This window comes from Acinetobacter suaedae, assembly GCF_008630915.1.
Taxonomy (GTDB): domain Bacteria; phylum Pseudomonadota; class Gammaproteobacteria; order Pseudomonadales; family Moraxellaceae; genus Acinetobacter; species Acinetobacter suaedae.
In genome coordinates this window covers 2,705,565-2,730,581 of sequence record NZ_CP043909.1, presented here as the reverse complement: position 1 = coordinate 2,730,581, position 25,017 = coordinate 2,705,565, and the positions used below count along the sequence as shown (strand labels likewise).

At 40.2% G+C, this 25,017-nt stretch carries 21 protein-coding genes; 10 read left to right on the top strand and 11 right to left on the bottom strand.

Translation table 11 applies throughout. From position 1 onward, the window contains the following. The first annotated feature begins 155 nt into the window (after window positions 1-155). The 3 genes from pheS to F2A31_RS12590 are packed head-to-tail and all read left to right on the top strand — an operon-like array spanning window position 156 to window position 3,844. Window positions 156-1,136 (top strand): phenylalanine--tRNA ligase subunit alpha, encoded by a 981-nt coding sequence (pheS, locus tag F2A31_RS12600; protein ID WP_004637971.1) that lies wholly within the window; start codon window positions 156-158, stop codon window positions 1,134-1,136. 33 nt (window positions 1,137-1,169) lie between these two features. Next, window positions 1,170-3,551, top strand: a complete 2,382-nt coding sequence (gene pheT, locus F2A31_RS12595) for a phenylalanine--tRNA ligase subunit beta (protein ID WP_150026656.1) — start codon at window positions 1,170-1,172, stop codon at window positions 3,549-3,551. Further along, complete coding sequence (locus tag F2A31_RS12590) at window positions 3,548-3,844, top strand: integration host factor subunit alpha (RefSeq protein ID WP_004637973.1); 297 nt, start codon at window positions 3,548-3,550, stop codon at window positions 3,842-3,844. Before pheT ends, F2A31_RS12590 begins: the two co-directional genes overlap by 4 nt. A gap of 93 nt (window positions 3,845-3,937) precedes the next feature. On the opposite strand, the gene F2A31_RS12585 is transcribed toward F2A31_RS12590, so the two are convergent. From F2A31_RS12585 to trxA, 3 genes are all read right to left on the bottom strand, one after another. After that, entirely contained in the window at window positions 3,938-4,153 is a 216-nt protein-coding gene (locus F2A31_RS12585; RefSeq protein ID WP_150026654.1) for a hypothetical protein, read from the bottom strand. A gap of 397 nt (window positions 4,154-4,550) precedes the next feature. After that, a complete protein-coding gene (gene rho, locus F2A31_RS12580; protein WP_150026652.1) occupies window positions 4,551-5,819 on the bottom strand; it encodes a transcription termination factor Rho in 1,269 nt (422 codons plus the stop codon). Window positions 5,820-6,148: 329 nt separating this feature from the next. Further along, complete coding sequence (trxA, locus tag F2A31_RS12575; RefSeq protein WP_150026650.1) at window positions 6,149-6,475, bottom strand: thioredoxin; 327 nt, start codon at window positions 6,473-6,475, stop codon at window positions 6,149-6,151. Window positions 6,476-6,743: 268 nt separating this feature from the next. On the opposite strand from trxA, the gene ppx reads away from it, so the two are divergent. The 5 genes from ppx (at window position 6,744) to F2A31_RS12550 (ending at window position 11,915) form a co-directional block, all read left to right on the top strand. Next, complete coding sequence (gene ppx, locus F2A31_RS12570) at window positions 6,744-8,264, top strand: exopolyphosphatase (protein ID WP_150026648.1); 1,521 nt, start codon at window positions 6,744-6,746, stop codon at window positions 8,262-8,264. Window positions 8,265-8,354: 90 nt separating this feature from the next. Continuing rightward, on the top strand, window positions 8,355-9,179 hold the full coding sequence (locus F2A31_RS12565) for an acetyl-CoA carboxylase carboxyltransferase subunit alpha (RefSeq protein ID WP_150026646.1): 825 nt from the start codon (window positions 8,355-8,357) through the stop codon (window positions 9,177-9,179). 56 nt (window positions 9,180-9,235) lie between these two features. Beyond that, on the top strand, window positions 9,236-10,507 hold the full coding sequence (gene tilS, locus F2A31_RS12560) for a tRNA lysidine(34) synthetase TilS (RefSeq protein ID WP_407643281.1): 1,272 nt from the start codon (window positions 9,236-9,238) through the stop codon (window positions 10,505-10,507). 3 nt (window positions 10,508-10,510) lie between these two features. Beyond that, a complete protein-coding gene (gene proC, locus F2A31_RS12555; RefSeq protein ID WP_150026644.1) occupies window positions 10,511-11,350 on the top strand; it encodes a pyrroline-5-carboxylate reductase in 840 nt (279 codons plus the stop codon). Between the two features lie 16 nt (window positions 11,351-11,366). Then, on the top strand, window positions 11,367-11,915 hold the full coding sequence (locus F2A31_RS12550; protein ID WP_004637981.1) for a YggT family protein: 549 nt from the start codon (window positions 11,367-11,369) through the stop codon (window positions 11,913-11,915). 67 nt (window positions 11,916-11,982) lie between these two features. Here the strand turns inward: F2A31_RS12550 and polA are convergent, their stop codons facing one another. Further along, window positions 11,983-14,748, bottom strand: a complete 2,766-nt coding sequence (polA, locus tag F2A31_RS12545) for a DNA polymerase I (protein WP_150026643.1) — start codon at window positions 14,746-14,748, stop codon at window positions 11,983-11,985. 187 nt (window positions 14,749-14,935) lie between these two features. Here polA and F2A31_RS12540 point away from each other — a divergent pair, with 187 nt between their 5' ends. After that, window positions 14,936-17,806, top strand: a complete 2,871-nt coding sequence (locus tag F2A31_RS12540) for a DUF2339 domain-containing protein (protein WP_150026642.1) — start codon at window positions 14,936-14,938, stop codon at window positions 17,804-17,806. On the opposite strand, the gene F2A31_RS12535 is transcribed toward F2A31_RS12540, so the two are convergent. Then, a complete protein-coding gene (locus F2A31_RS12535; RefSeq protein WP_150026641.1) occupies window positions 17,807-18,724 on the bottom strand; it encodes a mechanosensitive ion channel family protein in 918 nt (305 codons plus the stop codon). Between the two features lie 9 nt (window positions 18,725-18,733). Then, window positions 18,734-19,552 carry a hypothetical protein gene (locus F2A31_RS12530; protein WP_150026640.1) on the bottom strand — a complete coding sequence of 273 codons (819 nt, stop codon included), beginning with the start codon at window positions 19,550-19,552 and terminating at the stop codon, window positions 18,734-18,736. A 93-nt stretch (window positions 19,553-19,645) separates the two neighbouring features. Here F2A31_RS12530 and gspE point away from each other — a divergent pair, with 93 nt between their 5' ends. After that, window positions 19,646-21,136: a type II secretion system ATPase GspE gene (gspE, locus tag F2A31_RS12525; RefSeq protein ID WP_005085264.1), complete on the top strand. Its 1,491-nt coding sequence runs from the start codon at window positions 19,646-19,648 to the stop codon at window positions 21,134-21,136. A 63-nt stretch (window positions 21,137-21,199) separates the two neighbouring features. Here the strand turns inward: gspE and F2A31_RS12520 are convergent, their stop codons facing one another. The 5 genes from F2A31_RS12520 to gigA form a co-directional block, all read right to left on the bottom strand. Continuing rightward, entirely contained in the window at window positions 21,200-21,631 is a 432-nt protein-coding gene (locus tag F2A31_RS12520) for an organic hydroperoxide resistance protein (protein ID WP_150026639.1), read from the bottom strand. Between the two features lie 324 nt (window positions 21,632-21,955). After that, window positions 21,956-22,321, bottom strand: a complete 366-nt coding sequence (locus F2A31_RS12515) for a DUF4951 domain-containing protein (protein WP_150026638.1) — start codon at window positions 22,319-22,321, stop codon at window positions 21,956-21,958. 187 nt (window positions 22,322-22,508) lie between these two features. Beyond that, a complete protein-coding gene (locus tag F2A31_RS12510; protein ID WP_150026637.1) occupies window positions 22,509-23,333 on the bottom strand; it encodes a carbon-nitrogen hydrolase family protein in 825 nt (274 codons plus the stop codon). Window positions 23,334-23,361: 28 nt separating this feature from the next. Further along, window positions 23,362-23,883: an anti-anti-sigma factor GigB gene (gene gigB, locus F2A31_RS12505; RefSeq protein WP_150026636.1), complete on the bottom strand. Its 522-nt coding sequence runs from the start codon at window positions 23,881-23,883 to the stop codon at window positions 23,362-23,364. 102 nt (window positions 23,884-23,985) lie between these two features. After that, window positions 23,986-24,954: an RsbU family protein phosphatase GigA gene (gene gigA, locus F2A31_RS12500; protein WP_150027811.1), complete on the bottom strand. Its 969-nt coding sequence runs from the start codon at window positions 24,952-24,954 to the stop codon at window positions 23,986-23,988. Window positions 24,955-25,017 lie beyond the last annotated feature (63 nt).

Below are 25,017 nucleotides of genomic sequence, written 5' to 3'. Positions count from 1 at the left end.
GTTTTTACTCTTTGACTTTTAGCGATAAGAAAGATTTTAGCAAATTGTTGCGACATATGTTTTTTCAATGGGCTTAATCTTCAAAAAATAGGTAAAAAGCTGATAAACTATAGCGTTTTATTATATTTCTATAATTTGTTGCTTTGAGAGTTACTATGTCACTGGAAGCCCTGACCACTGAAGCGCTTGCTGCCATTGCAGCGGCTCAAGACCTTGCTGCACTCGATCAAGTACGTGTGCAATTTACAGGGAAAAAAAGCCAGCTTGCAGAGCAATCGAAAGCACTTGGAAAAATGGATCCTGAAGAGCGAAAAGTACAAGGTGCTGCTATTCATGCTGTTCGTGAAGCGATCAATGCTGCATTGACTGAGCGTCAACAAACATTACAACAAGCCGAGCTTGCTAAAAAATTAGCGAGTGAGACCATTGATATTACTTTACCTGGCCGCGGTCAACGTATGGGAAGTATCCACCCGGTGACCCAAGTTCAAGAGCGTATTTGTCAGTTCTTTACCAAAGCAGGTTTCCAAGTGGCACATGGTCCAGAAGTTGAAGATGATTATCACAACTTTGAGGCATTGAACATTCCAGGGCATCACCCAGCACGTGCAATGCACGATACTTTCTATTTTGATGCAACTCATTTGCTACGCACTCATACATCGGGCGTGCAAATCCGTACGATGGAAACCAATCAGCCGCCAATCCGTATTGTGTGTCCTGGTCGTGTTTATCGTTGTGACTCAGATCAAACCCACTCACCAATGTTTCATCAGATCGAAGGTTTGTACGTTGCTGAAAACACCAGTTTTGCAGAATTAAAAGGTCTGTTGATTAATTTGCTCACTGAATTTTTTGAAAAAGATTTAAAAGTACGTTTCCGTCCATCCTATTTCCCATTCACTGAGCCAAGTGCTGAAGTGGACATTATGGATGAGCGTGGTCGTTGGTTAGAAGTTTTAGGTTGTGGCATGGTACATCCAAATGTATTACGTGCTGCAGGTATTGATCCTGATAAATACAAAGGCTTTGCTTTTGGTTTAGGGGTAGAGCGTTTTGCAATGTTACGTTATGGCATTAATGACTTACGTATGTTCTACCAAAATGATGTGCGTTTCTTACGCCAGTTTGCCTAAACAGTTTTTCAGGATTAAATAAGGTTTATACACATGAAAATTAGTGAAAATTGGTTGCGCACGTGGGTTAATCCAGCAATTGACAGCGATACATTGTCTGATCAATTGACCATGCTTGGCTTAGAAGTTGATGAATTAGCGCCTGTGGCGAAACCATTTACTGGTGTGGTTGTTGGTGAAGTCCTCACAGTTGAACAGCATCCAGATGCGGATCGTTTACGTGTCACGACGGTGAATATTGGTTCAGGCGAGCCATTACAAATCGTTTGTGGGGCGCCAAATGTTCGTGTGGGGATGAAAGCACCTGTTGCCACCATTGGTGCAGTGTTACCAGGCGATTTCAAAATTAAAAAAGGCAAGCTTCGTGGTATTGAATCACAAGGCATGCTATGTGGTGCTTCTGAAATTGATTTAGAAGACAAGATTGATGGCTTGTTAGAGCTTCCTGCTGATGCACCTGTTGGCATGAATATCCGTGAATATTTAAAACTTGATGATAATGTGATTGACATCAGTATCACGCCAAACCGTGGTGACTGTTTTAGTATTCGTGGTATTGCACGAGAAATCGCAGTAATCAATCAGTTGAAGATGAATGAACCTGATATTCAACCTGTTCCTGCAACCATCACTGACGAAAAAGCAGTCACCATCACGACTGAAGGTGCGCCGCGTTATTTAGGTCGTATTATCAAAAATGTGAATGTGAAAGCTCCTACACCAGAGTGGATGGAACAAGCTCTAGCTCACTCAGGTATTCGTACCCATAGTATTTTGGTTGATATTACCAACTATGTGTTACTTGAGTTGGGTCAACCAATGCATGCTTTTGATTTGGCGAAGATAGAAGGTTCGATTCAAGTCCGTCAAGCCCAACCAAAAGAAAAATTGATACTGCTGAATGATCAAGAAGTTGAGCTGCAAGATGACATCATGGTTATTGCAGATGATCAAAAAGCATTGGCAATTGCTGGCATCATGGGCGGCTTGGACTCTTCTGTTACGGATGAAACACAAGATATTTTCTTAGAAAGTGCATTTTTTGCACCTTTAGCAATAGCTGGTCGTGCGCGCCGTTTTGGTCTACATACTGATTCATCACAGCGTTATGAGCGAGGTGTTGATTTTGAATTGCCAATGATTGCGATGCATCGTGCATGTGAGTTGATCCAAACATTTGCTGGTGGTGATTTTGGTCCAATTACTGTTGCTGAACAAGCGGCTCTATTGCCAATACGTGAAGCGATTCAGTTAAAGCAAGCCCAAGTGGATCAACTACTGGGGTATGAAGTCGCTGGTGATTTTATTGCAGATGCGTTGACGCGTTTAGGTTGTGTGGTTGAAACGATAGCACAAGGTGAGTGGAATGTGATTCCTCCATCCCATCGTTATGATATGGCAATTTATCAGGATCTGGTTGAAGAAGTTGCACGTATTCATGGTTATGACAACATCCAAATTAGTTTGCCAAAGATTGATGTTAAGTTAGAGAAGTATCAAGATCGTTTTGAAGTTACTCAACTGCGTCAAACTGTTGCAACTTTAGGTTACCAAGAGGCGATTAGTTTTAGTTTTGCTGATGCAAAATTGGAAAAGCAACTGAATCCAAATGTACAGCCATTGATGCTGGCTAATCCGATTTCAAGTGATTTGGCTGCGATGCGTAGTACACTACTTTCTAGCTTGATTCCTTGTGTGCAATATAACTTGAATCGTCAACAACATCGTGTCCGCTTTTTTGAGTTAGGCTTACGTTTTGACTATCAAGGTGCAAAAGATATTCATGATCTTAAGCAGATTCCAACGCTGGCATTGATTGCTGTGGGTTCACTTGCACCTGAATCATGGCATGTGAAACCTCAAGCAATGGATTTCTTTGATTTTAAAGGCGAAATTGAAGAGATTTTGGTAGCAGGTCGAGTTAAAGCAGAGTTTACTCGTAGCCAGAGAGCATGGCTACACCCAGGACAATCAGCTGAAATTGTGGTAAATGGACAGTCAATTGGTTACTTAGGGCGTTTACATCCTTCTTTAGAGGATGATTTAGATTTGGGCACGACTTGGGTTGCTGAGCTCGATCAGCAAGCAGTTTTGCAATCTTATGTATCTAATTTTACAGAATTATCACGTTTTCCATCGGTTAGACGTGATATTGCGCTTTTAATCTCTGATAATATTGAAGTGAAAGATATTCAGCGCATGATTGAACAAACAGGTGGTGAGTTACTTGATTCCACATGGTTGTTCGATGTGTATACGGGGCAAGGGGTTGAACAAGGCAAGCGCTCTTTAGCTTTTGCATTGTTGTGGCAACATCCGGCTCGTACGCTTGAAGATGCTGAAATCAAATCTGGTATGGATAACATTATTCAAGTGTTGGAAGACACTTATCAAGCGACATTGAGGGCCTCATGACAGCATTAACAAAAGCAGATATGGCGGACCATTTAAGTGAGCTAACGAGTTTAAATCGCCGTGAAGCAAAACAAATGGTCGAGTTGTTTTTTGACGAAATTAGTCAGGCATTAATTTCTGGCGAGCAAGTCAAACTTTCTGGGTTCGGTAATTTTGAACTACGCGATAAACGTGAACGTCCTGGACGTAATCCTAAAACGGGTGAGGAGATTCCAATTTCTGCACGCCGTGTAGTAACGTTCAGAGCGGGTCAAAAATTTAGACAGCGTGTGGGAAATGAGCAGGTCGATTGATCTGCTTTTTTTCAGCTAAATTTTTTATTTTAAGAAAGTATCAGCATAAAAAAAGAGAACCAAAGGTTCTCTTTTTTATAATCTATAAATAGATTATTGAGCAGCAGAAGCTGGAGCAGCAACTTCAGAAGCAGCAGCAACTTCAGAAGCAGCAGCAGCAACTTCAGTTTGAGCTTCAGAAGCAGCAGCTACAGCTTCAGAAGCAGCAGCAGTTGCATCAGTAGCAGGTGCTTCTTCTTTCTTAGAGCAACCAACGAAAGCTAAAGTAGTTGCAACAGCAGCAATAACAGCGAATTTTTTGAATAACATGGCATCACTCTCATAAAATTGTGAGATTAAAAAAAACCTGAGTTAGTCTGTTTGTGCTTTTATTTTCCCTAAAAATTTAGGAAATAACGCAGGGAGCAGCCTAACTAGTCAGTTGCTATCCTATCAAAGCAGATCATGAATTACTACTATTCTGTCTGGCAAAACGACAAAAATGGACAAAAATTGGTTATTTTTTGATAGAAAATAACTATAAATTAGTGTTTATAAATCGGAGATTTTGTATAAATCGCTGTTAATTAGCTATTTATTCATTTTTTTATCAATAAGATAGAGGATCTTGAGTAAATTTGGTTAAATTGTAACTATTGTGTAACCTTGTCAACCAAATAACAACAGCCACCATAAAGGTGGCTGTTGTTTTATGTAACGGTACCAATCAATTTGCTGCTTTTCGTTTCATCTGATCAAAAAAGTCATCATTGGTTTTGGTTTCTTTCATTCGATCCAATAAGAACTCCATCGCTGCTAACTCATCCATTGGGTGGAGTAGTTTGCGGAGAATCCATACTTTACGAAGGTTGTCTTCATCCATAAGGCGCTCTTCACGACGTGTTCCTGATTTCTTGATATTCATTGCAGGGAATACGCGTTTTTCAGCAATACGGCGATCAAGTGTAATTTCTTGGTTACCTGTACCTTTGAACTCTTCGTAGATTACATCATCCATCTTACTGCCAGTTTCAATCAAAGCAGTAGAGATAATGGTGAGTGAACCGCCTTCTTCGATATTACGGGCCGCACCAAAGAAACGTTTTGGTCGCTCTAATGCATGTGCATCCACACCACCCGTTAAGACTTTGCCAGAAGAAGGGATAACAGTGTTATATGCACGTGCTAGACGGGTAATTGAGTCAAGAAGAATAACAACATCCTTTTTATGCTCAACTAAGCGTTTTGCTTTTTCGATGACCATCTCTGCAACTTGAACGTGACGTGCAGGTGATTCATCAAATGTAGATGCAACGACTTCACCACGAACAGTACGTTCCATTTCCGTCACTTCTTCAGGGCGTTCGTCGATTAAAAGAACGATAAGGAAAACTTCTGGATTATTACGTACAATTGATTGCGCGATGTTCTGTAATAACATTGTTTTACCCGCTTTAGGCGGTGCGACAATGATTGAACGTTGACCTTTACCGATTGGTGCAACTAAATCGACAACACGTGCTGTTAAATCTTCAGTTGTACCATTCCCTAATTCCATTACAAGTTGTTCAGTTGGAAATAGAGGGGTTAAGTTTTCGAATAAAATTTTATTACGAGAGTTTTCGGGAGTGTCGTAATTAATTTGGTTGACTTTTAATAAGGCGAAATAGCGCTCACCTTCTTTAGGTGGGCGAATTGTGCCTGTGATTGTGTCACCAGTACGTAAGTTAAAACGGCGAATTTGGGATGGGCTGACATAAATGTCATCTGGTCCAGCTAAATATGAACCAGCAGCGGAGCGTAAAAAACCAAAACCATCAGATAGGATTTCGAGAACGCCATCACCAAAAATTTCTTCGCCATTCATTGCATGGCGTTTCAAAATAGCAAAAATAATATCTTGTTTGCGGTTACGTGCCATGCCTTCAAGGCCCATAAACTCCGCAATTTTAATGAGTTCGCCAATGGGTTTTTTCTTGAGTTCAGTTAAGTTCATAAGTGGTCAGACAGAATGGAATAAGTGGAGGACTACGTTAAGGGAAGAATAAAAATCGACCGCGTACATACATGCTGAGGTAATTGTATTTAAACAACCACGATTCAGTAGTCTGGTTCATTGTTTCAGAGAGAAATGTGAAAACAATTGTTATTGCCGAGCGGCGATCTTATGTTTTGTGTCTTGTAAGAAGCGCAATGAAGTAGATTCCATTCAAAGCTTCTTGATCGAGAAATATAGACCTAATTGGCTGTGTTGTCAATGTTTACTGCGGACTACGCTGTTCAATAAAACGTAGTTCCGCAGATAGACATAAAACCATCTATAAATTAGATGTTTTGATCGATAAATGCTGCAAGTTTAGAGCGTGGAGCTGCACCTACTTGTTGAGCAACAACCTCACCGTTTTTAAACATAAGTAATGCTGGGATATTACGAATGTTATATTTCACAGCTGTTTCTTCGCAAGCCGTAACATCGACTTTCACGATTTTCACTTTGCCTTCGTACTCATTTGATAAATCTTCAAGAACAGGTGCGATGGCTTTACAAGGTGCGCACCAGCCAGCCCAGAAATCAACAAGAACGGGAGTTTCAGCATCGAGAACATCTGTTTGGAAGTTTTCATCAGATGTATTAACAATAGTCGCAGACATGGGATTGCTCCAAATTTTTTAAAAAAAGTATCAATTCAATTTCAGAGTGAATATTACATTGCTACTTTATTCAATGTAAGGGTTGATTACGATTATTCAAGTTTCGAAGTAAAAAGTCTAATGGTTGCTCACGATGCAGATCATCGACTTATACAATGATTTATTCATCAAAAGTGAAATACATGGCTTTTATTGATGAAAATGACTTTAAAATTCTAAGCGTGTGAATTACTCTAATGCGTGAATTGAGCATGGGTTTATATAAATAATGTCTGATTTTCTGATTGATGAGGAATTACTTGCTGCGATTGATATGGGATCAAATAGTTTCCATCTCGCAATAGCTCGTGTTGATCACGGTGAAGTGAAAAAAGTTGCTTCAATGTCAGAAAAAGTACAGTTAGCTGCTGGACTCGATGAAAATAAAAATTTAACTGAAGCTGCACAGCAAAGAGGCCTAGCTTGTTTAGCACGGTTTGTCGGGCGTTTGAGTTCAGTTCAGCCGAATCGTTTGAGGATCGTAGCAACGAATGCACTCAGACAAGCAAAAAATGGGCATGAATTTATTCAAAAGGCTGCTGAAATTTTACCTAAACCCATTGAAATCATTGCTGGTCGTGAAGAAGCACGTCTGATTTATTTGGGTGTTTCTCATACGATGGCAAATGGTGGGCGTCGTTTAGTGGTGGATATTGGCGGCGGCTCAACAGAATTTATTATTGGTGAGGAGTTTGAGCCTCTTCATACCGAGTCATTACAAATGGGCTGTGTGGCATATAGTAAGGCCTATTTTTCTGATGGTGAGATTTCGGCTAAAGCTTTTGATAAAGCTGTTGTTGCTGCTCGTAAAGAAATGTCTGGTATCGCTAATACATATAAATCAGTTGGTTGGGATACTGTGGTCGGTTCGAGTGGTACCATTAAAGCTTGCCGTCAGATTTTGGTGAATCTCGGATTAAGTGATGAACAAGAAAATCTCACACGAGAAGGGCTTTATAAATTAAAAGATCGTTTACTTAAGTTTAAGTGTACATCGGAAATTGATTTTGAAGGTCTACGTGAAGATCGTCGAGCAGTTTTGCCAGCTGGGGTGGCGATTTTATATGCGATTTTTGATGTGTTAAATATTGATAAGCTTGCTTATTCTGATGGTGCATTACGCGAAGGTGTCATGTATGACTTATTGGGGCGTTTCCAGCATGAGGATATTCGTGACCGTAGTGTGCAAGCATTGATGGGACGTTATAATGCTGATCCTAAACAAGCAGAACGTGTCGTTAAAACTGCGCAACATTTGTTTGATCGTGTTGCTGATGCTTTAAATTTAACAACAGAAGACAGTGACTTACTGCGTCGTGCAGCTTATTTGCATGAAATTGGTTTAGCAATTAGTCATGGCGGATATCATCGTCATGGGGCTTATTTATTGCAACATTCGGATATTCCTGGCTTCTCACAAATTGATCAAAATCATCTTTCACATCTCGTTTCGCATCATCGACGTAAGTTACGCGTCGATGCAAAAAATGATGTATTTAAGGTTGGTGGCAAGCATTTAGTCTATCTTTGTCTATTACTTCGCCTAGCAGTTTTACTTAACCATAGTCGTAGTGATCAGATGCTTCCTGCCATTGAACTGAGTGTGGTAAATGATCAACAATGGCAGTTGAGCGTATCTGGCGATGCTAAACAATGGCCTTTATTGGTTGCCGATTTGCATGACGAACAAGTGCAATTTAAACATTGGGACATTGAGTTAAATATTCAGTCAGACAAATTTGTTGATTAACATAAGGATTGTTGACCTGAGAGTTGATTGTAAGCAGCTTAAAACAGTGTCGACATACCTTATATCCTTGTTAGGGATTTTCTACGACGTATGAAAAATAAAGCGACTCAGTCCAAGGCTTGGACTACGGTTCAAATTGCACGCCATCCTGAGCGTCCGCAATTTCTCGATTATGTAAGTGAAATTTTTACCGAGTTTGATGCACTACATGGTGATCGTTTGTTTGGTGATGACGGTGCCATGATTGGTGGGTTAGCACGTTTTGATGGTCAGCCGGTCATGGTGGTCGGTCAACATCGTGGACGTAGTACTCGTGAAAAGTTACAACACAACTTCGGTATGTGTAATCCTGAAGGGTACCGTAAATCGCAACGTTTACTGGATATGGCTGAACGGTTTAATTTACCAGTATTTACCTTTGTTGACACCATGGGGGCATATCCTGGAGTGGGTGCAGAGGAGCGTGGTCAAGCAGAAGCGATCGCGACCAGTTTGGCACAACTTTCTAGTTTAAAAGTTCCTGTGATTGCCACTGTATTGGGTGAAGGTGGTTCTGGTGGTGCGCTTGGTATTGGTGTTGCTGATCGTGTGATTATGTTGTCACATAGTATTTATTCAGTGATTTCTCCTGAAGGTTGCGCATCTATTTTATGGAAGACAGCTGAAAAAGCAGCCCAAGCAAGTGAAGCATTGGCATTGACGGCTGATAAACTGCAAGCTTTAGGGATTGTTGAATACGTTGTGGATGAAGGTGATGGTGCACATTTAAATCCAGAAAAAGTCATGCATGACCTAAAAGATGTGTTAAAACAAGCTCTAGATGAATTGCAACCAATGGATGCACAAGCACGATGCGAAGCACGTTATCAGCGTTTAATGAAGTTTGGCAGCAGCAATTTAGGCATCGCGTCTTAACACAAGCACAGAATTTTACAGAACAAACTCGATTCTTAATTGGGTGTAGCGGCGGCATGGATTCCATGCTGTTGCTGTATCTGATGTCTGAACTTTTCCCCACGCAAACCCGTACAATTTATATTGATCATCAGTTACAGCAGGTGAGTACTGAATGGGGAGAGCTTGTCCAAAAATATGCAGAAGCTTTGAATATTCCATGTGTTATTCAAAAGGTATCTATTGAAATAGGCAATTTAGAGCAACAAGCACGGCATGCCCGTTATCAAGCGTATCAACAACATTTAGATTGTAATGAAATTCTTGTGCTGGCACATCATCAACAGGATCAAGCTGAAACTTTATTACTTCGGTTATTTTCTGGGGCTGGTGTCAATGGGTTGGCTGCAATGCAGCAAATTGACAAACGGAAAGATTTTACCATTTGGCGCCCTTTTTTGAATTTAAGCCGAGAGCAAATTGAACAATGGTCAAATCAACTCGGCTTTGAGTATGTAATTGATCCGACTAATTCGGATATCCATTATGATCGGGCGTGGTGCAGAGAAGAGTTATGGAACGTCTTAGAAAAGCGCTTCCCTAAAATGCAGTCGGCTGTAGCACGGACAAGTTATTTGATGCAGGATGCTGCTGAAATCTTGGGGGATGTGTTAAAGGCGGATTATCAGCAATGTGTTATCGATAATCAGCTTGATTTGATTAAATTAGATCAGCTTTCCGCTGCACGACAACGTCAATTACTTTCAGCTTGGATTAAAGGTAAAGATCAGTATCGCCCAAGTTATGAGATGGTAAAACGTCTTCGAGATGAGGTGATTTTTGCAAAACCTGATGCACAAGCAACTTTACATATTAATGCTTATTATTATGTGCGTTACCAGAAAAAATTATACCGCCTTACATATGATCAGTTGTACGCTGAAAAAGTTTTAAAACTCCCTAATATTACCTCACACTGTTTCTTTTGGGGGAAATCTATACAGGTTGCAGCTGGAAAATTTGAAATTATTTCTCAAACCGTAGGACTTGCTTCAGAATTACTTGGGCGAGAATTAAAGCTGATCAAGCGACAAGGTGGGGAAAAAATTCATCTTTATGGTCGAGTTGGGCATTGGCCGCTCAAGAAAGCGATACAAGAAGCACAGATTTTGCCTTGGTTGCGTCATACAATTCAAATATTAATCGTAGATAATGTTATGCTTGGGGTTTTTAGCCCAAAGGGTTTTTGGTTGGCACAATCTGAGTATGTGGTACAGGGCGGTTGGCAACCAAGTTTAATTTCTGACTGTAATGATTTTTCTGATCAGTCTTTTTCACATGACGAGTAGGACATGGCGACTTCATTGAATCAAAATATCTGTTTTATTGGCGGCGGTAACATGGCGCAAGCCTTGATTGGTGGGCTACTTTCACGCGGTTTACCTGTAACCCGCATTACAGTTTCAGATCCTGTTGAGCAGATTCGTCAAATATTAGAAGAAAAAGGAATTCAAACAACTACAGATAATGGCGAAGCAATTAAAAATGCTGATGTGGTTGTTCTTGCAGTTAAACCACAAGTGTTGGCAACGGTATTACAACCATTAAAAGGGCTGTTGTCAGATAAACTTGTGATCTCCATTATTGCTGGAGCTGAGATTCAAACTATTTCAGACTTAATTGGTGGAAGCCAGCGTATTGTTCGTGTGATGCCAAATACACCAGCATTGGTTCAAACTGGCGCGCATGGGATTTATGCATCAGCTGCAGTGGGGACGCAAGATCGTGAATTAACCAGTCAAATTTTAGCGGCGACTGGTTTGACGATTTGGGTGGATAATGAGGCTCAAATAGATGCGGTGACAGCAGTATCAGGTTCTGGCCCAGCTTACTTTTTCTATTTAATGGAAAGTATGATTCGTGCTGGTAAAAATCTTGGTCTGGATGAAAAAGTCGCTACAGCATTGACTTTACAGACTGCGTTAGGCGCTGCGCAAATGGCAATTACCAGTTCTAATTCTCCCGCAGAATTACGTAAAAATGTGACTTCTCCAAATGGTACGACACAGGCAGCTTTAGAGGTGTTTGATCGTGCACAGATTTCACAGAATATTCAAGCAGCACTTGCAGCAGCTCAAAAGCGTAGCCAAGAGCTAGCGCAAGAGTTAAGTGACAAGACTAAATCGGTTTAAGTAGGATAAGACAATTATGGGTGCAAGTTCTGCGCTAATTTTTGGTGTTTTGATCAATGTTGCAATTTTATTGGTCTTTTTCCGTTTTTTAATGCAATTGGCGGCAGTCAGTCCTTATAATCCTGTGGTGCTTTCCACTGCGAAAGCAACGAAGATTGTAGATATATTTGGTCGTATTTTCCCAACCGTTGGCAAAGGGCGAGTAAATTTAGCAGCATTAATTTTGGTGGTTTTGCTTTATTTCTTGAAAATGTGGGGAGAAAAGCATTTATCGGGTATTGGCACAGGAAGTACCATTTACTTTATCGTTTCAACGATCAAAGAAATGTTATTGTCTTTGGTGACTTTACTTAAATATATGATTTTTGCTTTTATTATTTGCAGTTGGATTATGATGCTTTCACAATTCAGATCGCCATATATTGAAGTTATTCAGGAACTGGTTGAACCAATTCTTGCACCATTCCGTAAAGTAATGCCGAATATGGGGATGATTGATTTATCACCGATTCTTGCATTTTTGGTATTGTTTGTTGCTGAAACTATGCTTAGAGCGATTATCTAAGCTTGGTTTTAGAATAATGAGTCAATAAAAAAAGAGATGCTAAGCATCTCTTTTTTATTTCAGCGGGTTAGTGTGCAGCATCCCAGTTTTGACCTTGTCCCACTTCAACTACAAAAGGAACCGAGATATCTAAGACAGATTGCATCACCTCTGCAATTTGTTTTGACAGTTCATCTGCCACGGCCACATCTGCTTCAAATACCAATTCATCATGTACTTGAAGTAAAAGTTTCGCTTGGTCTTTTGGTAGAACTTTATCAACTGCAATCATGGCAAGTTTAATGATATCGGCAGCACTGCCTTGCAGTGGTGCATTAATCGCAGCACGTTCAGCAGCTTGTTTGATCATTTTATTGTTTGCCAAAATATCAGGTGTATACAGACGACGACCTAGAATGGTTTCTACAAAACCTTGTTCGCGAGCAATTTGGCGGGTACGTTCCATATAATCCAAGACACCTGGATAACGCTGGAAATAACGCGCGATATAGCTACGAGATTCTTCCCGTGTAAACCCTAATTGACGAGTTAAACCAAATTCAGACATCCCATAAAGTAAACCGAAATTGACGGCTTTTGCTTGGCGACGTTGGTCATTGGTGACATCTTCAATATCAATACCAAGTACTTCAGCAGCAGTACGACGATGCACATCCTGACCTTGTTGGAACGCATGGACCAGCGCATCATCTTGAGAAAAATGCGCCATAAGACGAAGTTCAATTTGTGAATAATCGGCAGCCAACAAGACACGACCTTCAGGCGCAATAAAAGCTCTGCGGATTTGACGACCAATTGGTGTACGAATTGGAATATTTTGTAGGTTTGGATCGGTTGAAGATAAGCGTCCAGTTGCTGTCAAAGCTTGATGATAGCTCGTGTGTACGCGGTGTGTAGAATCATGTGATTGTTCAACCAAGCGATCTGTATAAGTATTTTTAAGTTTAGCTAAACCACGATGCTCTAAAATTACTTCTGCTAAAGGATGCTCGATTTTTTCTAGAATACTTTCACTGGTGCTGTATTGACCAGTAGCTGTTTTTTTACCACCTTTGAGGCCTAAACGATCAAATAGCACCTCACCAACTTGTTTTGGAGAGGCGATGTTAAATGCTTCGCCTGCTAATTCGGTGGCTTGATTCTCTAGAGTTTGCATAGTTTCAGAGAATTCAACGCTGAGTTGATCTAGGAAAGCGTGGTCAAGCTTAATCCCATCTTCTTCCATACCTGTCAGTACACGTGCAACTGGCATTTCGATGTTATGTAGAATATTGACAAGTTCAGGATGATGCTTAAGTTTAGCGGATAACACTTCATATAGACGGTAGGTTACATGAGCATCTTCAGCAGCATAGTGTGCAGCAACTTCGAGTTCAATTTGGTTAAAGGATTTTTGTTTCGCACCTTTGCCTGCAATTTGCTCGAAAGTGGTTGTTAAATGGCTGAGATAAACGCGTGCTACATCATCCATACCATGTCGTGTCGCTGCTGCATTCAATACATAAGAAGCGAGCATGGTGTCGAAGTACCAACCTTGGATCGTAATACCATGATTGGCAAAGATATGAGCATCATATTTTAAATGGTGTCCGATTTTCTTTACTTGTTCATTTTCGAGAATCGGTTTGATCTGTTCCAGAACATGTTCACGATTGAGTTGTTCAGGTGCTCCTTCATAATCATGAGCAACAGGAACATAATAGGCATCATGTGCATCAAATGCGACTGAGAAACCAACAAGTTCAGCAATACGATAATCTAAATTGGTTGTTTCTGTATCAATCGCAAAATGATCTGCTTGTTGCATGCGTTGCAACAATGTCGCCCAATCTGCTTGCGTGAGCACCGTATGATAAGTTGCATCACCTAATTGATCATCTTGACTAGAGAGATTGGCATGATCCTCGGCGATGACTTGCTCAGTTTTCTGTTCTGATTTAACAATACTTTGCGAGGTCTGTTGATATGCAGGCGTATTTGGGTTGTTAGGATGATCCAAAGACTGTAATTGATTACGAAATTCTAATTCAGTATAGAGATCACGTAATTGATTAATATTCGGATTGCTGAGTTTAAGATCATGCCAATCTAAGGCTAAATCAAGATCACAGACTATACTCGCAAGCTGATGGTCAATTTTAATATTGTCCAAATTATCTTTGATATTCTGGCTAATTTTGCCTTTGAGTTGATCTACATTGGCTATGATATTGTCGAGTGAGCCATATTCGGTGAGTAGCTTTGCTGCTGTTTTAGCACCTACGCCAGGAACTCCCATGATGCCATCAGAGGCGTCGCCCATCAACGTAAGATAATCAATAATTTGATGAGGATGTACCCCAAACTTTTCTAAAACACCTGCTTCATCAAGAACACGCTCTTTGAAACTATCCTCTAGCTTTACATGTGGATTGACAAGTTGCGCCATATCTTTATCTCCTGTTGAGATGAGGACATGATGACCTTCTTGTACAGCACGTTTAGCAAGTGTTCCTATGATATCGTCGGCTTCAGCACCAGGAAGGCTGTAGAGGGGGATACCTAGTGCTTTGATCAGTGCATGTAAATAAGGAATTTGCTGTGACAACTCCTCAGGCATACTTGGACGATCGCCTTTGTAAATTGGTGATAATTTATGTCGAAAGGTAGGTTCTGGTGTGTCAAAAATTACCGCCATATGCGTCGGTTGAGTACGACGCATAAGTTTTTGAATCGCAGAAATTGCACCACGTATTGCATTAGTATGTAAGCCAGTAGATGTGGTTAATGGTGGTAAAGCGTGAAAAGCACGAAATAAAAAATAAGACCCGTCAACCAAGACAAAAGGTGGCATTATGCAAATCCTTATTATGAACTGACGGCTATTTTACGTGAAAAAGTCTGGATTGTCCCTGTTGTGATGTCGTCATGCGGCGGGTAGTGTCGTTTAAAAATTGCAGAATTTTGTATGTAAAAATAGCTGCTTACCCAGTGATCCAGTAAGATAGATTTAATAAATTTGTTATTATTGATCTAAGCCTATGTATAAAAAAGATAAACAGGGAATTATAATTGTTCTAATTGCTTTGACTGTTTTGTTGGGTTGCGCTGTTGCTTTTCAGTGGCAAGCAACAATTGTTGCAGCATCAATTGGTTTAACTGTCGTTATTGTGCACATTCTTTCTGAGATTCATCAGCGTTTACGCCAATTGGAACAGGCTGCACCCAGTTATTTTGCACAAACGGCGAGTATTACTGTTCAACGAATCGTTATATATAGTACTTCACTGATTGCACTTTTTGCTTATGCAAATACGTGGATGTGGTTGGCTGGTGGGGCGCTATTGGTACTCATCCTGTGTCTGATTCAAACCATAAGTGCATTTCAAACGCGACTTTTACATTTAGAACAATATCATCAGGATCTGTCTAAAACTGACAATCTTACGAAGGTGTCCCCACAACTCCAAAATCAAGACTCCTTGACTCAAGCCCCATTACCACAATCGCCATTATCCGCTTCCAGGCCACAATCAGAGCAGCCTGCATGGATGCGTGCTGATCAACCACCTGTCCATGATCAAACCACACAATCTTCTATAGATGAGATGAGTTCAAAACAAATCGAACAACCAAAGTGGTGGCGACCTGCTGTTGATTGGATGATGCATGGCAATCCTATTTTGCGTGTTGCCGTGGCTGTACTCATGGTTGGGGTTGTTTTATTGCTCCGATTTGCAAGTGAACATTGGCAGTTAAGTTTGGGTGCCAAGCTTGGCTTTATTGCCACTGCTGGAGGTATAACGACATTTGTAGGATATATATTACAAAAGAAAAATCAGTTATTTGCAGTTGCTTTACAAGGTCTAGGATTGGCAGTCGTTTTTCTGACATTGATCTTCTCACATCATTTTAGTGTGATTGCAAGTCTAAAGAGTGCAAGCATTTTATTCGTGATTTTGCTCTCGCTGACTGTTTATCTCAGTTTAAAGCAACAAGCCCTGTATTTGGCATTGTTGGCATTGACCATGGCTTATCTTGCGCCGTTGGTGATTCCGCAACACCATCCAGATGTAATTTTTCTGTTTTCTTATTACTTCCTTATTAACCTTGCTGTTGCTGTTGTTAATTTTATTCAGCCTTGGAAAATTCTGCATCAAATTGCTTTTTTTGCCACGATGTTAATCGGTGGTGCTGTGATTGGCATTTATGCTGATCGTCAACAGTTTAATACGCTGGATATCATCCTTTGGTTGCATATTGCATTATTCATTTGGTTGAGTGTTCGCTATAGCCAGTTGATGTTACGTGCTCAAAAGCAGCATGATGATGTGAAACCAGATATGCCTCGTTTGCAGCCGATTTTAGATATCGGATTGATTTTTAGTGTGCCGGTATTAGGTTTTTCTTTGCATGCTTATCTGATGCATAACTCGACTCAAGCATTGACTTGGGGTGCTGTTGCGCTTGCCTTGATTTATTTAGGTTTAAACATCTGGATTAAGCGTCAATATCCACAGCTTTCGATTTTGGCAAAAAGCTTTTTTATTCTTGCCGTAGTATTTTTGGCACTGATTTTTCCATTGGCCAAAGGTGCACATTGGACTTCAACGGGGTGGGTAATTCAAGGAACTGCTTTAATTGTTTGGGGGGTAACGGAACGTTATCGTCTTAGCCGTTATATTGGGGTTGCTTTGGTGTTGTTAAGCTCAGTGGCATTGATTTTTCAAGTATGGTCAACTGAGCAGTTTCCAATTTTGAGTACTGTGATTTATGCATTGGCTCAATTTATTTCAGCATTTTATTTACTACATTATCAGGAAGTGGAGAAATACTTCAGTGCACGTATGCTGAGTGGCATATTTGTCATTTTGGGCATGTATGCAGGAGCGATTGCGGGTGTAGAGTTCATGCAATGGCAACAACATGGTTTAAGTTCATATTTAGCTATTGCAACAGGGTTACTTGTACTTTATAGCTTACTTGTTGATTATAAAGATCAAGTACGCTGGGATAGTATTCAGTTGATTTTATTGGCAGGCTTGTTGTTTTTACTTTATGTAGCAAGTTTTGCAGCCAATGTATATGCAGTATGGCATTGGCCAAGTACGTTAAGTCAGATTACTTTTGCGGTGGCGGCTGTGCTTCTCAGTCTGATGCTACTTCGTCTCAAGTTTTCTGATTCCAAAGTATTTACAGATATTTGGTCAACCTTGTTGTGGTTAAGTCTAGCGATTATTGGTTTAGCTCTATTTCCAGCGATGCCAATTGTCGCGCTTGCAATTGTTCCACTTCTCTATGGGCTGTGGTCGTTCAGCTCAAAACGAATGCAGTTACTTCACCAATTACCTATTTGGTGCTTAACCTTGTTTTGGTTGTTGTTGATTAATTTAGATCCTTATTCTGCAGAGAAATATTACTTTCTCCCGCTGTTAAATTTTACCGATATTTTCTCATTGTTGATGTTTTCTGGTCTGATTTGGATTATTTATCATCATGATTTCAGCATCGAACATTCAATTGAATGGAGCTTTAAAGTCTCGACGATTTTGATGGGATTATTGGTTTTGAGCAGTGTGGTAGTACGAGCAATGCATCATTATTTCAGCACCCCATTATGGAGTATGGCGATTTGGTCGAATGGTGATGTGCAATTAAGTTTAACGTTGCTTTGGGTTATTCTGGCATTTATTCTGATGACTTTTTCTAGCCGCCGTCATATTCGCCAGATTTGGTTTGTTGGGGCGGCATTGTTAGGAATTGTGGTCGCCAAACTATTATTATTGGATCTATCCCAAAGTGGTACGTTAACACGAGTCATTTCATTTATTGGTTCTGGGGCAATTATGTTGGTGATTGCTTATTTAGCGCCGTTACCGCCTGCACTTGAGCAAACTCGAAAAGAGAGCTGATTAGCTCTCTTTCGGTTCTTTTTTGAGTGCTTTCTGATTTGCATATTGATCGATTTCATCATTTTCTAATGGTAGCGGTCGGTCAATTAAGCCCATTTTAGGCACTGGAATCTCGATTGAATTTTCTAAAAAGCCATTGCGAACACGTTCTTGCATTTCATCGCGTACTTTTAGTGCATTTTCTTGGCGACACCATACTGAAAATAAAAGTTCGATGGTGGATTCTCTAAATGCAGTGACAGCGACTGCGGGTTTGGGGTCATCCATAACTAGTGGATATTTTGCAGCAACCTCTAACAAGACTTGTCTGACTTTAATGATATCTTCATGGAAATTAATTGCCAGTGTGATAGGAATCCTTCGTATCGGATACTTGGATAAATTCATTACTGGAGTTCGAATCAGTTGTTCATTGGGAAGTCGAATATAGACATTATCCAGAGTCAGAAGTTTTACAGATAAGAGGTCAATTGAGATCACTTCACCTTCAATAGTTTGACCGCGAATCAGTGTGATTTGAATGGTATCTCCCACTTCAAATGAGCCTTCACCAATCAAAAATAGACCGCTAATCAGGTTGGTGGCAGAGGTTTGCGAGGCAAAACCAAGGGCTACGGTTAAAATACCCGCTGCACCTAAGAAAACACTGAGTTTAAATCCTGCTTCTCTCAAACTGGTCATAATGAATAACAGGAAAATGAAGTAAAAAATACCCCGACGCCATAGTAAGCGTTGGTGTGCATTGAAACGGCTGCCAATCGTACGTATAAACGCATTGGATATTAAGCGGGCAATCACAAAACCAATTAAGCACAAGATAATGGCTACTGCGATTTCACTAAGCCGTTCAAAATTAATATTAGTAAAAATATTGGTTAGGTTGCTAGCAACATCTTTTGGAATATTAGTTTCTGGCATAGCAACCTCTTAAAAGAATGAGTCAAACATATTTAAAAAAGTACTATTAGGTGAGCGTGGTGGATGAATATAAGTGACTTCACCTGCCTGATGTGGTGTTCGATTTTCAATTCGAATGCGCACTAACTCTGCACCATCATAATAAACTTTAATTTTCGAGGTCCATAGTCGTCCCGTACCTTCACTATAAAATAGTGGTAGAGCTGGAACTGGGACATTCATACGATCAAAACGTAGCTGATGATGACTGGTGTTGTGAAATTCAATCGGTGTAACGGCTCGAAAGGCACGGGGTGGTAATAAGTTGAGATCAGTTCGACCATCAACAGAAGTGGCGTAACAAACTTCACCTTGTTGAGGACTTTTACCAAACCAAGTGTCTTTAGGTTGAATGACAGGAATGTCGAATAACGGTTCGCTTAAGCCATCCACTAAGCCTGCAATCCATAACGGTGTGCTGATATAGAGCGTACCACGTTGACCTGCGGGGATATAAATCGGATCGACGGGTTTAATTACCACGGATCGATCCGCTAAGCGAGGCATTAAATGAAAGCTATCATTGGTTTTATGAAACATATAGCGTTCAATTTTTGCAGGGTGTGGCATTGCAAACTCTGTATCCAGCAATACTTGCCATTGCTGTTCATAGTCATGCTGAGATTGAGGGCGATGATATTCTAAACGCCATTCTTTGATTCCACGAGTAAGGCGGAATAGCAATGAACCGAATTGCCAAGCTTTGGCTTGTTGAATATCGAATTTTTGTTCGCCCCACCACTTCAAATTGTTTGAATGTGGAGTTTCGTATTGATTATTTTGAGACAAGATGCAAAATTCCTTTGTGAGTATGCTAAACAGACTTCACGCTGTAATCTGCTTAGAGTACACTCAATACTTTCTCTTATCATTATTTGTGTGATGCAAATACTTAAACAAATACAAATTCCTTATAGTTTTGCCAAACGTCATGGTGTTTTATTCCGTTACGAAGGTGATCAAGTTTTTATTGTGCGTCGCAAGGATACTGCGCGAATTGCTTTGCAGGAAGCACGACGAATTTTGGGGAAGTCGGGACATGATCAATTGTGTACCGATCAAGAATTTCATGCTCTATTAAGCTCGAGTTATGCAGGAGATACAGGTGAGTCGCAGCAAGTTGCGGCGGGCTTGGAAGATCATCCGGATTTGTTGAGTCTTGCTGATCAAGTACCTGAGGCTGAAGATTTAATGGATCAAGAAGATGATGCGCCAATCGTCAGGTTGATCAATGCCTTATTGTCTGAAGCGATTCGAGTAAGCGCATCTGATATTCATATCGAAGCTTTCGAGAAAAAACTTTCAGTACGTTTACGAGTGGATGGTCAGCTTCGAGAAATCGTACAACCACGTCGTGAATTAGCACCATTATTGGTTTCACGTATCAAAGTCATGGCAAAGTTGGATATTGCTGAAAAGCGTATCCCTCAGGATGGTCGTATTTCATTACGTCTTGCTGGACGTGAAGTCGATGTGCGTGTTTCAACATTGCCATCATCGCATGGTGAGCGTGTGGTGATGCGTTTGTTGGATAAGCAAGCTGGGCGTTTAAATATGACCCATTTAGGTTTAATGCAAAATGATTATGATCGTTTGACTCAGTTGGTGCATCGTCCTCATGGCATTATCTTGGTAACTGGACCAACAGGTTCGGGTAAAACCACCACTTTATATGCAGCCCTCTCAGATCTGAATGACAATACGCGCAATATTCTGACGGCTGAAGACCCAATCGAATATCAGTTGGAAGGCATTGGGCAAACGCAAGTGAATACCAAAGTGGATATGACCTTTGCGCGTGCGCTTAAAGCCATGTTGCGTCAAGATCCTGATGTGGTGATGGTAGGGGAGATCCGTGATTTAGAAACTGCGGAAATTGCAGTACAAGCCTCTTTAACGGGTCACTTGGTGCTATCAACACTGCATACCAATACTGCAATTGGTGCGGTAACACGGTTAAAAGATATGGGGATTGAACCCTTCTTGCTGGCAAGCTCATTGATTGGTGTAATTGCACAGCGTCTTGTGCGTACCTTATGTCCACATTGTGTGACTTGGCGTAAAGCAGATGCTTTTGAGCGGCAAGTATTTCAACATCTAAAAGTAGATGAGCATATGGAGCTGCCAGAACCTCATGGTTGCGATAAATGCTCACATGTAGGTTTTAGTGGACGAACTGCGATTTATGAAATTGTTCCTGTCGATGAGTCAATGCGCCGTTTGATTCATGGTAATGCTGCTGAATACGAGTTGGAAAATCATGCACGTCGTCAAGCTGCGTCTATTCGTGATGATGGCTTATTAAAGGTATTGGCAGGTAAGACCACTTTAGAGGAAGTCTTACGAGTTACCAATGAAGCTGCTGAAGAGTAAGCTTTAATTAAGATTATAAAAAAACAGCATGCGAATCGCATGCTGTTTTTTTTATTCATGTAGTTAAGCAGTTACGACATTAAAATTCACATCGATATTATTGCGTGTCGCATTTGAGTAAGGGCAAACGATATGTGCAGCAGCCACGAGTTGTTCAGCTTCGGCCTGTTCTAAACCAATTAGATATACATTCAATGTAACTTCGATCCCAAAACCATTCGGAATGGGGCCAATCCCAACTTCACCCTCGACATAAGCATCTTGGGTAATTTTTAATTTATCTCGGTTTGCGACAAACTTCATAGCACCTAAGAAACATGCTGAATAACCAGCAGCGAAAAGCTGTTCAGGATTGGTCACTTCACCACCAGCACCGCCCATTTCTTTGGGAACACCTAATTTGACATCCAATACACCATCAGAAGAGGTGGCACGACCATCACGACCGCCAGTCGCTTTTACTTTTGCGCGATAAACAACTTGTTCAAGAGACATAATTCTTATTCCTAATAATACTATTCAATGCTATTTGATCGTACTTGATCTACATTAAAGTACAAGTCAGGAAGCGTTGTGTATCCTGTCATCTTTGGTATGTATGGTTGTAAGGGAGCTTTCTATCTTTTGTAGACTTTTTGGGCTCCTAGTATTCTGGTGCTTCAAAGTTAATACAGAGATAAGCATCAAGAGTTTGAATATTCGGAATTTTATACTTTCAATGTTATCAATCGATTTTTACTAACTTTACTCATCATTTAAAATACAAAAGCATAAGTGCTGAGACTTATGCGCATACCAAAAACTTAACTCAATATTAAATTACCAGAGTTCCGCAATCTTTTTCATAAGGCGAGCACGATAACGTGCTGTTGGATTGTTGGTGCTATTCTGAGCTTCATTTTCATAATATTGTTGCCATGCACGAATCATTTCTAGTGTTGTGCCTTTTTGCTTCATAATAGCCACATCTTCACGTTGAATATAATCTAGACGTTGTCTTGCGCCTTCTGGGCCAGTACCCCAGCCAATAACCCATTGACCAAATGCATTTAATGACAGATTTTGTGGTGTCATAGAGCGGTTGGATATTTGTGTTAACTCTTGGTGTTGAGTTTCCTCTGCAGATGTTGCATGTAGTTGTGTAGTTGCCCCTAAAAATAAAAATGCTGCAATCAATCTAAACATGAATAAAAGCTTAAAATAAAAAAGTGATAGGAATGGGTTATTAAACAAAGAACATTTTACTTGGGTTCTATGTCATTCAATACTTTGTATTAAATCACGATTTGAGTCCTATTCTATAATTGAAAGTTGACCAGTTCAGTCAGATAAAATCTGATCAAGTCTATTGTCAGTATTCTAAAGCAATAAGTTAATAAGTTAATAATCGACGATGTTGCATCAATGGCATTGAGAGACGAACGGTATTTTGTTCTGTTAGATCAATTGCACTGGTAATTAAAGCATGACCTTCAGTGTTCACCATTTGTAGGAGTTGCCCACGACTATCTGTTATTGCTGCATGGCCCCATGTTTGGCGTTGTTGACCATGCCAGCCTTGTTGTGCTGCACCTAAAACATAACATTGGCTATCCATTGCACGTGCCTGAAGTAGCAGTTGCCAATGCAATTGACCCGTCGTATGAGTAAAAGCCGCAGGTGCTGTTAGAATATTAGCTCCTTGTTGGCGTAGCATTAATGCAAGCTCAGGAAAACGTATGTCATAACACACCATAAGACCAATATTACCAAAAGGGGTTTTGGCTACAACAACTTGATCACCTGGCTCAAAAAACTTTGATTCTTGATAGCCGCCGACAGCATCACCGACTTGAACATCAAACAAATGAATCTTGTCATAACGTGCTTCAGTACCTTCAGGACTAATGCATAAACTTACCGTACGAACCCGACCATCAGAAATGATTGAACCATCAGGGCGGTATGGACAAGGAAGAGTGCCAGCGATAATCCAAATCTGATGACGATGTGCTAAATTCTCTAACCGTCTTTGAATACTTTCAAATTGTTCTGCGGTTTGACGTTGTTTACCCGCAGCAAAACAAACAAAGTTTTCTGGAAAAACGATCAGTTCAGCAGCTTGGGCCTTACTTTGTTGAATTAATGATTCGATGACAGAGAAGTTTGATTCAATGTCATCTTGAGAATTCATTTGTGCAACGGAAAGTAGGTTCATAAGCAAGCCTGAATATGTAATTTAACGATCAAGCATTTTGCTTATGATCGTTGTTACTTAAGCAATCTTGTTCTTTTTGCAACTGTTTAACCAGTGGTTCAAACATATTTTGGTTATTTTCATTTAAACGCATCAAGGTTTTATGCGCATCAAGTACTGTGTTTAACATGGCGCTGTGCGTAACTTGCTCATCAGTAAGTTCCAATGTACATACATTAGGATCACCGCAATAATTCAAAATCACAAATACTTGTCCTAAGCCCATACTGTTGGCTAAAGTTGTAATATCTGGATTCGTTGAAAGCATGACGGCTTGTATATGGTGAACTTGCTTAAGTTTTAAACCTAATTTTGCCAGTATGCCTAAAACAGTACTGTCAATAAACGTGGTTTGGGTTAAGTCAACGATTGCACCAACAACATTCTGTTGCTGTTCAATTCGGTTGAGTAGTTTGTCTAGACTTATACAAGAGTGAGCACGCACTTCGCCAATAAGCTTGAAAATATGCGTTCCGTTCAAACTTGCATATTCAACATGACCTGTTGACATATAAATGCCATTTTCAGAGAAAGGATATAAAATTATCCCATAGTGATATTCTAGACACAAGTACTTGGATGCTGATATCTAGTTAAGATATTGATTTTAAAATTAATTCAATCGGCATAAACTTAAGATTGCAATGTCGTCAGCAACATGTTCTGGAGCTTTGAAAGCATTGTTTTGAAGGTGTTCAACCAATTGATTAAATTGGTCATTGAGTCTGCCATCAAATGGTTCTAATGCGCCATCTGAACATAAAATAAAGCGTGCATGAGGGGGAAGGAAGCAATGGTGCTCTTCCACTTCTAGTTCTTCAGTAAGGCCTAAAGGGAAGCTACTAGTGGTTAAAATTTGTGGTGGCTGATTAGGTTCAAAAATAATTGGTGGTGGATAATGCCCAGCACTAGACCAACGAACTTCATGGGTGGCTAAATTTAAAATACCTGCGACCATAGTAATATGTTTTTCGATATTTTCTTGCATCAACATTGCATTAAGCTTTTGGATTAACTGACTTGGTGTTTTTGAACGACCATGGAAGGCTGCCATCCAGGAAGTCAATAAACTACTCGTCACACCATGTCCAGAAACATCAGCAAGATAAAATAAAACCTCATTATCATTTAGACGCCAATAGTCATACCAATCCCCAGATAAATAGGCAGAAGGTTGAAAAAAAGATTCAAACTGATAGTTGGGAAGTTCGATAGGATTCGGTAGTAGGCGCTTTTGTAATTCAGCAGCTGAGGGCAAATCGCGGCTATCTTGATTCCGTTTATATTGCGCATCAATTTTAAATAAGGCTTGCTTGGGATTTTTGGGTAAATTATCCCACATCCAGCCAGCTAATGCTCCCATTTCCCATGCCTGTGCCAATGCTGCACCTTCATGTTCAAAAGCTAAAACGATTGTTGGGAGTTTCCATTGAAAATTTAAAAAATCTTGTACATCAGCAATGGCAATAATTGTTTGATCATATAAATCCAAATCGTGAACTTGAATGACTTGTAGATTTGGTAACTCGGTTAAAGCTTGATCTAAATAAGGTATTGAGCGCGTGGGCTGGATGAAATACATAGACGAATAGTCAATCCTTTGGGTGATCATTTTTTAATTCATCATAGATGAAAGATGACCTAA

What these genes read in the sequence shown, in the direction of transcription:
- pheS (WP_004637971.1), top strand. Translation starts at nt 156, where the DNA reads ATGTCACTGGAAGCCCTGACCACTGAAGCGCTTGCTGCCATTGCAGCG.
- pheT (WP_150026656.1), top strand. Translation starts at nt 1,170, where the DNA reads ATGAAAATTAGTGAAAATTGGTTGCGCACGTGGGTTAATCCAGCAATT.
- F2A31_RS12590 (WP_004637973.1), top strand. Translation starts at nt 3,548, where the DNA reads ATGACAGCATTAACAAAAGCAGATATGGCGGACCATTTAAGTGAGCTA.
- F2A31_RS12585 (WP_150026654.1), bottom strand. Translation starts at nt 4,153, where the DNA reads ATGTTATTCAAAAAATTCGCTGTTATTGCTGCTGTTGCAACTACTTTA.
- rho (WP_150026652.1), bottom strand. Translation starts at nt 5,819, where the DNA reads ATGAACTTAACTGAACTCAAGAAAAAACCCATTGGCGAACTCATTAAA.
- trxA (WP_150026650.1), bottom strand. Translation starts at nt 6,475, where the DNA reads ATGTCTGCGACTATTGTTAATACATCTGATGAAAACTTCCAAACAGAT.
- ppx (WP_150026648.1), top strand. Translation starts at nt 6,744, where the DNA reads ATGTCTGATTTTCTGATTGATGAGGAATTACTTGCTGCGATTGATATG.
- F2A31_RS12565 (WP_150026646.1), top strand. Translation starts at nt 8,355, where the DNA reads ATGAAAAATAAAGCGACTCAGTCCAAGGCTTGGACTACGGTTCAAATT.
- tilS (WP_407643281.1), top strand. Translation starts at nt 9,236, where the DNA reads ATGGATTCCATGCTGTTGCTGTATCTGATGTCTGAACTTTTCCCCACG.
- proC (WP_150026644.1), top strand. Translation starts at nt 10,511, where the DNA reads ATGGCGACTTCATTGAATCAAAATATCTGTTTTATTGGCGGCGGTAAC.
- F2A31_RS12550 (WP_004637981.1), top strand. Translation starts at nt 11,367, where the DNA reads ATGGGTGCAAGTTCTGCGCTAATTTTTGGTGTTTTGATCAATGTTGCA.
- polA (WP_150026643.1), bottom strand. Translation starts at nt 14,748, where the DNA reads ATGCCACCTTTTGTCTTGGTTGACGGGTCTTATTTTTTATTTCGTGCT.
- F2A31_RS12540 (WP_150026642.1), top strand. Translation starts at nt 14,936, where the DNA reads ATGTATAAAAAAGATAAACAGGGAATTATAATTGTTCTAATTGCTTTG.
- F2A31_RS12535 (WP_150026641.1), bottom strand. Translation starts at nt 18,724, where the DNA reads ATGCCAGAAACTAATATTCCAAAAGATGTTGCTAGCAACCTAACCAAT.
- gspE (WP_005085264.1), top strand. Translation starts at nt 19,646, where the DNA reads ATGCAAATACTTAAACAAATACAAATTCCTTATAGTTTTGCCAAACGT.
- F2A31_RS12520 (WP_150026639.1), bottom strand. Translation starts at nt 21,631, where the DNA reads ATGTCTCTTGAACAAGTTGTTTATCGCGCAAAAGTAAAAGCGACTGGC.
- F2A31_RS12515 (WP_150026638.1), bottom strand. Translation starts at nt 22,321, where the DNA reads ATGTTTAGATTGATTGCAGCATTTTTATTTTTAGGGGCAACTACACAA.
- F2A31_RS12510 (WP_150026637.1), bottom strand. Translation starts at nt 23,333, where the DNA reads ATGAACCTACTTTCCGTTGCACAAATGAATTCTCAAGATGACATTGAA.
- gigB (WP_150026636.1), bottom strand. Translation starts at nt 23,883, where the DNA reads ATGTCAACAGGTCATGTTGAATATGCAAGTTTGAACGGAACGCATATT.
- gigA (WP_150027811.1), bottom strand. Translation starts at nt 24,954, where the DNA reads ATGTATTTCATCCAGCCCACGCGCTCAATACCTTATTTAGATCAAGCT.